Consider the following 9,936-nt stretch of genomic DNA (forward strand, 5'->3'; position numbering starts at 1 on the left):
GTCCTTCACCATGAAGATGAAGTCGGTCATCGCCGGCGAATAGACCGCGCCGCCCGCGCAGGGACCCATGATGACGCTGATCTGCGGCACCACGCCAGAGGCCATGATGTTGCGGTCGAAGACGTCGCCGTAGCCCGCAAGGCTGTCGACGCCCTCCTGGATGCGCGCGCCGCCCGAATCCTTGATGCCGATCACGGGCGCGCCGTTCTGGATCGCCATGTCCATGATCTTGACGATCTTCTTCGCGTGGGTGGCAGAGAGCGAGCCGCCCAGCACCGTGAAGTCCTGCGCGAAGACATAGACCTGCCTTCCGTTGATCGTGCCCCAGCCGGTGATCACGCCGTCGCCGTAGGGCTTGGAGTCCTCCATGCCGAAGTCGGTGCAGCGGTGGGTGACGAACATGTCGAACTCTTCGAAGCTGCCCTCGTCGAGCAGCAGTTCGATGCGCTCGCGCGCGGTGAGCTTCCCCTTGGCGTGCTGGCCGTCGATCCGCTTCTGCCCGCCTCCGAGGCGCGCCTCGGCGCGGCGGGTCTCGAGCTCCTGCAGGATGTCCTTCATGGTCCCCCCTTGTCCGGCGTGCCGCTTCCTTATCCGGGGGACAGCACGGTAGAAAGAGATTTTCGGCAAATTTGCAAATTTCTGCAAATCCTGTAACAGATAATCGCAAATCTGCGAATGGCGGCAGCTTGCCACGCGAGGCAGATGGACAAGGGCTGCGCTGCGCCCTAGGCCTTCCTTCATGTCCGACCTCCCGCAGGTGCGCCTGCTCGACAAGACCTCTCCGCCGCATATCGCGACGCTGATCCTGCTCTCCGGGCTTCAGGCGATGGCGATGAACATCTTCCTGCCCAGCCTGCCCTCGATGGGCGCGCATTTCGGCACCACGGCCGCGATCATGGGCCTGTCGGTCGGCGCCTATCTTGCCACCAGTGCGGTGATCCAGGTGCTGATCGGGCCGGTCGCCGACAACATCGGTCGCCGGCCCGTGATCCTGGGCTCGCTGGTCGTCTTCTGCCTGGGCACGCTGGGCTGCATCTACGCGCCGAACCTCACCGTCTTCATGCTATGCCGGATGGTGCAGGCCGTCGCCGTCGTCGGCATGGTCATGGGCCGCGCGGTGGTGCGCGACATGGTGCCGATGGAGGAGGCCGGATCGCGCATCGCCTACGTCACGATGGGCATGGCGGTGGTGCCGATGCTGGCACCTGCGCTGGGCGGCGTGCTCGACCAGAGCCTTGGCTGGCAGGCGAATTTCTGGTTGCTGCTCATCGCCGGCCTCGCCCTTTTCGCGCTGGCCTGGATGGACCTGGGCGAGACGGGCACGCAGCGCGGCATCACGATGATGCAGCAGTTCCGCGAATACCCGGAACTTCTGCGCTCGCAACGGTTCTGGGGTTACTGCATGGCGGGCGCCTTTGCCGGCGGCTCGTTCTTTTCCTATCTCGGCGGCGCGCCCTTCGTCGGGTCCGAGATCTACGCGCTGGAGCCTGCACGGCTGGGGATCTACTTCGGCGCGCCGGCGGTCGGCTATCTGCTGGGCAACTATCTGTCCGGGCGGCTGAGCACGCGGCTGGGGATCAACCGGCTGGTGCTGACGGGGACGATCCTGATCACCGCGGCGATGCTGACCTCGCTGATCCTGACGCTGGCGGGTCTCGATTCTGCCGAGAGCTTCTTCGGGCTGATCACCGTGGTGGGCCTTGGCAACGGATTGGCGATCCCCACGGCCACCGCGGGCATGCTCTCCGTCCGGCCGCATCTGGCGGGCACGGCCAGCGGCTTCGGGGGCGCGGTGATGATCGGCGGCGGCGCGGCGCTGTCGGCGCTGGCAGGGTTGCTGCTGGGGCCCGGCACGGGGCCATATCCGCTGATCGGGCTGATGGGCGGCTCGGCCGCCTGCGGTGTCGTGGCCATGCTGCTGGTGATCCGGAGGCAACGGCGCCTGGGGCTGTGAGCGCGCTTGGCAGGCCAGGTTTGCAAAGCTAGTCTCTGGCTCGGCTAATCCGCAAAGCGAGTCCCCGCCATGCCCTCACGAAAGCTCTTCGCCGGCGCGAAGCTGCGCGAGCTGCGCCAGCGCCTGGGCCTGACGCAGAAGGCCTTCGCCGCCAAGCTCGGCGTCTCGCTGCCCTACCTGAACCAGATGGAGAACAACAACCGCCCACTCAGCACCACGGTGCTCCTGGCGCTGGCGCAGGAGTTCGGCTTCGATGTCACCGAGCTTGGCACCGGAGAGGCGGAGCGGCTGGTCTCCGACATGCGCGAGGCGCTGGCCGATCCGGTCTTTGCCGACGTGCCGCCGGTCACCGACCTGCGGCTGACGGCCTCGAACGCGCCGGGCGTGGCGCGCGCCTTCCTCGAACTGCACCGCGCCTACCGCGAGGTGCACGAGCGGCTCGCCTCGCTCGACGAGGCGCTGGGGCGCGACGAGGGCCGCGCGCGCCCCAGCCCCTGGGAAGAGGTGCGCGACTTCTTCCACTACTGCGACAACTACATCGACGCGGTGGACCGCGCGGCCGAAGGCTTCGCCGCCGGCGCCGGCGACACGCGCGCCCATGCCGCCCGGCGGCTGGAGGAGGCCGGCGTGGCGGTGGCGCTGGACGACACCGAAGCGCTGCGGCGCTACGATGCCGAGGCGGGGCGCCTGACACTCTCGGCGCGCGCGGCGGCCGAGACGCAGACCTTTCAGATGCTGCTGCAACTGGCGCTTCTCACGCAGGACCGGCTGCTGGAGGCGACGCTGGACCTTGCCCGCTTCCAGAGCGAGGAAGCACGCGCCATCGCCAAGATCGGGCTGGCCAACTATTTCGCAGGCGCCGCGATGATGCCCTACACCGCCTTTCTCGAGGCCGCGCAGGAAACGCGGCACGACCTCGAGCGGCTGGGGCTGGCCTTCGGCGCTTCGATCGAGCAGGTGGCGCATCGGCTCTCGACGCTGCAGCGCCCCGGCGCCAAGGGCATCCCCTTCTTCTTCGTGCGGGTCGATCAGGCCGGCACCATCACCAAGCGCCACTCGGCCACGCGGCTGCAGTTCGCCCGCTTCGGCGGCGCCTGCCCGCTGTGGAACGTGCACCGCGCCTTCGAGACGCCGGGCCGCTTCCTGCGACAACTGGCCGAGACGCCGGACGGCGTGCGCTACATCAGCCTTGCGCGCGACGTCTCGAAGCCCGGCGGGCGGTTCGGCGCGCCGGTGCGCCGCTTCGCCATCGCGCTGGGCTGCGAGGTGGCGCACGCCGGCCAGCTGGTCTATGCCGACGATCTCGACGTGGAGAATGCCCGCGCCTTCGAGCCCATTGGCATCTCCTGCCGGATCTGCGAACGCGCGGACTGTCACCAGCGGTCGGTGCCGCCGCTGGAGCGGCACCTGAGGATCGACCCGGACACGCGGGGCGTGCTGCCCTACGAGGTCGGATGACGCCCGCCTTGCCGGCCCGGCGGACGGCGCGCGCCGGCCCGCGGCGTCAGGCTTCGGCCTTCAGATAGGCGTAGATCTCGTCCTTCAGCGCCGCGCGCTCCTTGCGGAGCTGCATCTCGGCCAGTTCCTCCATCGGGGCCACGTTGGTCTCGGCGGAATGCACCTGGCGGTTCAGGTCGTGATAGCGCTCGGCCAGACGGGCGAAATGGGCGTCCGACTGCTTGAGCGTGCTGATCCGTTCGGCGAAGTCCGGGAACTCGTCGTGCAGCTCGTGCGGGGTATGGGACATGCGCGGTCTCCTTTGGGTCCTGTCAGCCCCACCCTAGGACGCGGGCGCCCGGCCCGGCCTTGACACCGATCAAACGGCTATCCCTTGGTCTCCGGTCCGGCCGGCGTGATCGCCCGACGCCTGAGCACTGCCTCGCGCCAGGTGATGAAGAAGACCGAAGCGATGATGATCAGCCCGCCGGAGACCACGAAGGGGTCGACCGGCTCGCCGAAAACCGCCGCGCCGACGATCACCGCCCAGACCAGCTGCAGGAAGGTAACCGGCTGCGTCACCGTCACGGGCGCTGCCTGAAAGGCGCGCGACATCGTGTAGTGTCCCGCCGTGGCGAAGAAGGCCACCGCCAGCAGCACGGCAAGCTCGTAGGGCGTGGGCGCGATCCAGACCGCGGCGGCAGCAGGCACCAGCGCGACCGTCACCCAGACGGACAGCATGGCAACCACCAGCGCGGGGTCCGTCTCGTCCGAGACGATCTTGGCCAGCAGGTAGGAGCCGGCGAAGACCACCGCGGTGCCCAGCATCGCGATGTGCCCGGGGTCGAGCTCGCGGAAGCCCGGCCGCAGGATCACCAGCGCGCCGATCAGCGCCGCCGCCACCGCCGCGATGCGCCGGATCGCCAGCCGCTCGCCCAGGAAGAGCGCGGCGCCGAGTGTGACATAGACCGGCGAGAGGTAGTTCATCGCCGTCACCTCTGCCAGCGGGATGCGCGTCATGGCGTAGAACCACAGGATCACGCCGCCCGCGTGCAGCACGCCGCGCAGCCCGAACAGCAGATGCTGCCGCCGCGTGGGCCGCGCGCGCAGAAGCGGCCGCAGCACCGGCAGCAGGAAGACAAGCCCCAGCAGGTAGCGCAGGAAGGCCGACTGCGGCGCCGGCACCCGGTCGCCCAGGTATTTCACCAGCGCCGTGACGGCGACGAAACACAGCCCGGTGACGAGCATCCACAGCACGCCCGCCACGGGGCGCGTATCGGCGCGCGGCTCTGCCATGCGCGGGACAGGACAGGAAAGCGGGCGCAAGGGCAAGGGGGCGCTCCGCGGCCCTGACGGGCCTTGTCGCTCTGCCGGTCTTGCCCGGTCTCGGCATCGCCCGTGAGCCCGGGCATGATCAGGTCCCGCGGCGAAGACGCGACCGGAGGGACACGGATGGGCGTCGATCGCCGGTGCGTCCGCGGACCCGATCCGGCTCGCCTGGCCCCTCGGGCCTTGTTTCGACAAGGCCCCGCTCCTGCGCTCAGACGCGGCCGGAGGCCGAGAGCATCACGGCAAGCGGTCGGGTGGCCTGAATCTCGGCCAGCACCAGGATCAGGCTCGCCGTCATCGGCACCGCCAGCAGCGCGCCGGGCAGGCCCCAGAGCGCGCTCCAGAACGCCAGGGCCAGAAGCACGACGAAGGGGCTCAGGTTGAAGGCCCGCCCCATCATCCGCGGCTCCAGCCAGCCGCCCACGAACATCTGCACCACCGTCAGCGAGACCATGACAACGCCGGCCATCCAGAGCGTGCCGAACTGCGCGAGGCTCAGCAGGACCGGGAAGATCACGCCGACGATCGAGCCGATGTAGGGGATGTAGTTGAGAAAGGCGATCAGCACTGCCCAGAACAGCGCGAACTCGATCCCAAGGACCAGCATGATGGCATAGGACAGCGCGCCGAGGATGACGTTGACCACCGTCTTGACGAAGAGATAGCTGCCGATGCGATCGTTGATCCGTGCCATGAGCGAAAGCGCGCGGTGGCCCGCTTCCTCACCACCCATCGCGATCATCAGCTTGCGTGCCATCACGCCGCGCTCGGCCATCAGGAAGCTCGCGTAGAGCACGACAAGGAACAGCGTGAACCCGAAGCCCTGCAACCCGCGCAGCGCCGGCGTGATCAGTCCGGCCATGTCGATCCGGTCGATGGTGGTGCGGCGCAGGTTCTCCCAGGTCGGCTCGTCCTCGATGCCGAGCAGGCCGGCACCCCGCGTGGCCAGCGCGGCCAGGTTGGCTTCGTAGCGCGTCAGTGCCGCCGCGACCTGCGCAAGATTGTTGATCACCAGCACGAAGAGCAGCACCACCGCCACCGCGAAGACGATGAGGATCACTGTCCGCCGGGCCCAGCCGGGCAAGCGGCCCAGCACCGGCATCCCCTCCATACCGGCGGCGGCGGTGGACAGGACATAGACCGAGATCGCCGCAGCGATCACCGGAAGCAGCACCGGTTTCCCGATCCAGAGGAGCCAGCCCAGCATGAGGGCCAGCGCGAGCCCGTAGGTGGTGTTGCGCATTTTCGCTCCGGTGACGCAGGCGCAGTCCGTCACGCACCCTTCCTGTCTTGGAAAGCTGTCGGCTGGCTGTCAACCGCCGGAACGGGACGCCCGGCGCGCCACCCACGGGCGGCGTTCCGCTGCAAGGCGTCTCCGGTCAGGTTTTCGGCAGCACGGCATTCATCCGGTGCAGCGCATCTTTCGTCCGGGCGCGCGCCGGGAGTCGCCCGGGTCCGGTTCCGTAAGAAAGCCGTGCCCGGCCCCGGTGCAGATGATGTGGTCCATCGCGGGCAACCGTGGCGCCATCGCATGCTGATGCCGGAGGGGGTCGGGTCCGAGTGCCGCCTCCCCGGCGGGCATCAGCATGCAGAACGCGGCCGCATCCGCGCCCGACATCGCGGCAAGCCCCGGCGTGCCGGTGATCGGCGCCGCGGCCAGCGCCAGCACGACGCCCATGGCCAGCGGCGCGTCGAGCAGCCCTTCAGCCCGGAGCGCGCCGTCCGCGACGGCGGCAGGACACCCTGCAGGATCAGCGCCGCCGCCATCGCGCGCGGAAGCTGCGAAGGCCCCGGCAGCGCCGCCCGCGGCCCCTCGCGCAGCGCGGCCACGCAAAGCATCACGAAGAGGAAGGGCACGATCACCGCCGCCATGCCTTCGGCAAGGCCGGGCAGCGCGATGCCCGTGACCAGCCCCGCGATCAGCAGCCAGCGGCCGTGCCGGGCCGCAAGCGCCAACAGGCTCAAAGCGTGGTCGCCGCCCGCGCGGCGTGGTCGTAGCTGCCCGAGATCGCGCGCAGCAGCGCGGCGAGGCGCGACATCTCCTCCGGCGCGAAGCCGGTCTCCTGCGCAAGCTCCACCAGCAGCGCCTCGCGCACCTCTGCGTAGCGGCCGCAGAGCGCCGTGCCCTCCGCCGTGATCGCCACCGTCTTTTCCTTGCCCGTGCGCGCGGTGGTCACCAGCCCGCGCCCGGACAGTTTCCGCACCGCGTAGCTGACCAGATGCGCGTCCTCGATGTGCAGCACCAGCCGGATGTCGGCCAGTGTCTTGGGCCTGTCGCGGTGGTTGACCAGATGCAGGATCAGCACCTCCAGCGGCGCCATGCCGGGCGCGCCCGCCGCGTCCATGCAGCGCACGATCCAGCGATGGAAGGCGTGGTTCGCCATGGTCAGCGCGTATTCCACCTCCGAGAGTTCCGGCAGGTCCGAGGCGGCCAGATGCGCCGAGCTGACGACCGGCCCGATGCGGCGCTTGGGGCTCTTTCCACTCATCGCGACAGCATCGTGCCCGGCAGCCACAGCGCGATCCGCGGAACAGGCGCGAGACTCGCGGTGGCCGGCACCAGGATCGGGAAGAAGGGCACCGCGTAGCGCGCGACGGCGAAGATGTCCCGCCCCGTGATGGTCTGGATCACGAAGAGGTCGAAGCCCAAGCGCGGTGCGATCTGGCTCATCTCCACCATGAGGACGGGGCAGATGCCGAACCGGATCGGGTCGATGCCGGCCGCCGTCACCATCGAAAGGATCGAAAGCCCGGCCAGCATCAGGCCGGGCAGCACCCCCGCCAGGAACAGCCGCGCGACGGACTGCCCGGTGGCCGCGCCACAGGCGATCAGGACGGCATGTCCCGGTTGGCGGCGGCGGCCGGCAGCGCGAGCAAGGCCGCCGCGCGCGCGGCGGGCAGGCTGCGGAAAAGCGGCATGGTCATCGGCATCTTCCCTGTTGCATGGCGGGCGACGGTTCGGCGCACCGGGTCCGCCGCCCTTGACCCTACGACAGGAAACTTGACCCTGCACTGACAATTTGTCAACGTTTTGTCTGCGATTGATGAGCGAGGGATCGCGGGGCGATGAACGACGAGGCAGGACGCTGGGATTTCTGGATCGACCGCGGCGGCACCTTCACCGATGTGATCGCGCGTGCGCCCTCCGGCCGGCTGTCGGAGATGAAGCTGCTTTCGGAGAACCCCGGCGCCTACGACGACGCCGCCATAGAGGGGATTCGCCGCTTTCTCGACGTGCCGCCCGGCGCCATCCCGCCCGAGCGGGTGGGCACGGTGCGGATGGGCACGACGGTGGCCACCAACGCCCTGCTGGAGCGCAAGGGGGATCGCACCCTCCTGCTGATCACCCGCGGCTTCCGCGACGCGCTGCGCATCGGCTATCAGGACCGGCCCGACATCTTCGCCAAGCAGATCGTCCTGCCCCAGATGCTCTACGAGCGCGTCGTCGAGGTGGACGAGCGCGTGCGCGCCGACGGCACGGTGGAGCGCGAGTTGGACATCGACGGCGCGACGCAGGCGCTGGAGACGGCGAAAGCCGAGGGCATTGACGCGGTCGCCATCGTGCTGATGCACGCCTGGAGCGCGCCGCAGCACGAAAAACAGCTGGCAGAGGCCGCACGCGCGGCGGGCTTCGGGCAGGTGTCCGTCAGCCACGAGGTATCGCCGCTGATCAAGCTGGTCGGCCGCGGCGACACCACCGTTGTAGACGCTTACCTGACCCCGATCCTCTCGCGGTACGTCGAGCGGGTGGCAGGCGCGTTGGGCGCCACGCCGCCGGACGAACCCGGCCCCACGCTGCAGTTCATGATGTCGTCCGGCGGGCTGACCGCCGCGGATCGCTTCAAGGGGCGCGACGCCATCCTTTCGGGGCCCGCGGGCGGCGTGGTGGGCATGGCGCGCACCGGCCAGATCGCGGGCGAGGACCGGGTGATCGGCTTCGACATGGGCGGCACCTCGACCGACGTGGCGCATTTCGACGGCGCCTTCGAGCGCGCCTTCGAGACGCAGGTGGCCGGCGTGCGGATGCGCGCGCCGATGCTGCGCGTGCACACGGTGGCTGCCGGCGGCGGCTCGATCCTGCACGCCGAACCGGGGCGCTTCCGCGTCGGCCCCGACAGCGCGGGCGCCGATCCCGGGCCGGCCTGCTACCGCCGGGGCGGGCCGCTGACCGTCACCGATGCCAACGTGATGCTGGGCAAGCTCAACCCGGACTATTTCCCGGCGATCTTCGGACCCGATCAGGACCAGCCGCTCGACCGCGCGGCCGTGGCGGAGAAGTTCGCGAAGATCGCGGAGCAGGAGGGCAAGAGCCCCGAGGAGGTGGCCGAGGGCTTCCTGCGCATCGCGGTCGAGAACATGGCGAACGCCATCAAGAAGATCAGCGTGCAGCGCGGCTACGACGTGACGCGCTACCTGCTCAACGCCTTCGGCGGGGCGGGCGGGCAGCACGCCTGCCTTGTCGCCGACGCGCTGGGGATGACCAAGGTGCTGATCCACCCGCTGTCGGGCCTGCTGTCGGCCTACGGCATCGGCCTTGCCCGCGTGACGGAGGCGCGTCAGCAGGGCATGGAGATCGACCTCGACCCCGCGCGCACGTCAGAGGTGGAGACGGCGCTCGCCGCGCTTGCGGACGAGGTGCGCGCCGCACTCGCCGCGCAGGGCGTGCCGGACGAGGGCATCACGCTGACACCGCGCCTGCACCTGCGCTACGCCGGCACCGACACCGCCCTGCCGGTCGCCTGGGACGGCGACGCCATGGCCGCGCGCGCGGCCTTCGAGGCCGCGCACGAGGCCGAGTTCGGCTTTGTCGCGCCCGAAACGCCGCTGGTCATCGAGGCGGCGGAAATCGAGGGCCAGGCGGCAGACTCCGCGGCCGACCCCGAGCCGCGCGCCGACCTGACAGGGGGCGAGGCCGAGGGGGCGGGAGAGGTGCCCATCTTTTCCGGCGGCACCTCCCATCGGGCGCGCGTCGTGCGGCGCGAGGCACTGGCGCCCGGCCGCACCGTCACCGGCCCCGCGCTGATCATCGAGGCCAACCAGACCGTGGTGGTCGAACCGGGCTGGCGCGCCGAGGTCACCGCTCACGACCATATCCTGATGACCCGCGCCGAGGCCGCGCGCCGCGCGGATGCGCTGGGAACCGGGGCGGACCCGGTGCTGCTGGAGGTCTTCAACAACCTCTTCATGAACATCGCCGAGCAGATGGGCGTCGCGCT

General features: G+C 69.9%; 10 protein-coding genes. 3 read left to right on the forward strand and 7 right to left on the reverse strand.

Features of this window, described 5'->3' with window-relative positions; all coding sequences use genetic code 11:
- A partial coding sequence (locus ACLFOB_RS12265; RefSeq protein ID WP_410926245.1) for a carboxyl transferase domain-containing protein occupies nucleotides 1–558 on the reverse strand: 558 nt, incomplete at its 3' end.
- Between the two features lie 181 nt (nucleotides 559–739).
- Here ACLFOB_RS12265 and ACLFOB_RS12270 point away from each other — a divergent pair.
- Entirely contained in the window at nucleotides 740–1,954 is a 1,215-nt protein-coding gene (locus tag ACLFOB_RS12270) for a multidrug effflux MFS transporter (protein WP_410926246.1), read from the forward strand.
- A gap of 69 nt (nucleotides 1,955–2,023) precedes the next feature.
- Nucleotides 2,024–3,412, forward strand: a complete 1,389-nt coding sequence (locus ACLFOB_RS12275; protein WP_410926247.1) for a helix-turn-helix domain-containing protein — start codon at nucleotides 2,024–2,026, stop codon at nucleotides 3,410–3,412.
- Nucleotides 3,413–3,458: 46 nt separating this feature from the next.
- Here the strand turns inward: ACLFOB_RS12275 and ACLFOB_RS12280 are convergent, their stop codons facing one another.
- The 6 genes from ACLFOB_RS12280 to ACLFOB_RS12305 form a co-directional block, all read right to left on the reverse strand.
- On the reverse strand, nucleotides 3,459–3,701 hold the full coding sequence (locus tag ACLFOB_RS12280) for a YdcH family protein (protein WP_410916642.1): 243 nt from the start codon (nucleotides 3,699–3,701) through the stop codon (nucleotides 3,459–3,461).
- A gap of 77 nt (nucleotides 3,702–3,778) precedes the next feature.
- The gene (locus tag ACLFOB_RS12285) at nucleotides 3,779–4,687 is read right to left on the reverse strand and encodes a DMT family transporter (RefSeq protein ID WP_410916641.1); all 909 of its coding nucleotides are present in this window, start codon (nucleotides 4,685–4,687) and stop codon (nucleotides 3,779–3,781) included.
- 244 nt (nucleotides 4,688–4,931) lie between these two features.
- Nucleotides 4,932–5,963: an AI-2E family transporter gene (locus tag ACLFOB_RS12290; RefSeq protein WP_410926248.1), complete on the reverse strand. Its 1,032-nt coding sequence runs from the start codon at nucleotides 5,961–5,963 to the stop codon at nucleotides 4,932–4,934.
- A gap of 338 nt (nucleotides 5,964–6,301) precedes the next feature.
- Nucleotides 6,302–6,685, reverse strand: coding sequence for a hypothetical protein (locus ACLFOB_RS12295; RefSeq protein WP_410926249.1), 384 nt, complete (start codon nucleotides 6,683–6,685; stop codon nucleotides 6,302–6,304).
- Nucleotides 6,682–7,209 (reverse strand): winged helix DNA-binding protein, encoded by a 528-nt coding sequence (locus tag ACLFOB_RS12300; protein WP_410926250.1) that lies wholly within the window; start codon nucleotides 7,207–7,209, stop codon nucleotides 6,682–6,684. The genes ACLFOB_RS12295 and ACLFOB_RS12300 overlap by 4 nt, the downstream gene beginning before the upstream one ends.
- A complete protein-coding gene (locus tag ACLFOB_RS12305; protein ID WP_410916637.1) occupies nucleotides 7,206–7,481 on the reverse strand; it encodes a TRAP transporter large permease subunit in 276 nt (91 codons plus the stop codon). Before ACLFOB_RS12305 ends, ACLFOB_RS12300 begins: the two co-directional genes overlap by 4 nt.
- Nucleotides 7,482–7,786: 305 nt before the next feature.
- Here ACLFOB_RS12305 and ACLFOB_RS12310 point away from each other — a divergent pair.
- Nucleotides 7,787–9,936: hydantoinase/oxoprolinase family protein (locus tag ACLFOB_RS12310; RefSeq protein WP_410926251.1), on the forward strand; the 2,150-nt coding region annotated here is incomplete at its 3' end.

Origin of the sequence: Rhodosalinus sp., from assembly GCF_046542825.1 — a bacterium.
GTDB lineage: Bacteria > Pseudomonadota > Alphaproteobacteria > Rhodobacterales > Rhodobacteraceae > Rhodosalinus.

What these genes read in the sequence shown, in the direction of transcription:
- ACLFOB_RS12290 (WP_410926248.1), bottom strand. Translation starts at nt 5,963, where the DNA reads ATGCGCAACACCACCTACGGGCTCGCGCTGGCCCTCATGCTGGGCTGG.
- ACLFOB_RS12285 (WP_410916641.1), bottom strand. Translation starts at nt 4,687, where the DNA reads ATGGCAGAGCCGCGCGCCGATACGCGCCCCGTGGCGGGCGTGCTGTGG.
- ACLFOB_RS12275 (WP_410926247.1), top strand. Translation starts at nt 2,024, where the DNA reads ATGCCCTCACGAAAGCTCTTCGCCGGCGCGAAGCTGCGCGAGCTGCGC.
- ACLFOB_RS12300 (WP_410926250.1), bottom strand. Translation starts at nt 7,209, where the DNA reads ATGAGTGGAAAGAGCCCCAAGCGCCGCATCGGGCCGGTCGTCAGCTCG.
- ACLFOB_RS12280 (WP_410916642.1), bottom strand. Translation starts at nt 3,701, where the DNA reads ATGTCCCATACCCCGCACGAGCTGCACGACGAGTTCCCGGACTTCGCC.
- ACLFOB_RS12305 (WP_410916637.1), bottom strand. Translation starts at nt 7,481, where the DNA reads ATGCTGGCCGGGCTTTCGATCCTTTCGATGGTGACGGCGGCCGGCATC.
- ACLFOB_RS12270 (WP_410926246.1), top strand. Translation starts at nt 740, where the DNA reads ATGTCCGACCTCCCGCAGGTGCGCCTGCTCGACAAGACCTCTCCGCCG.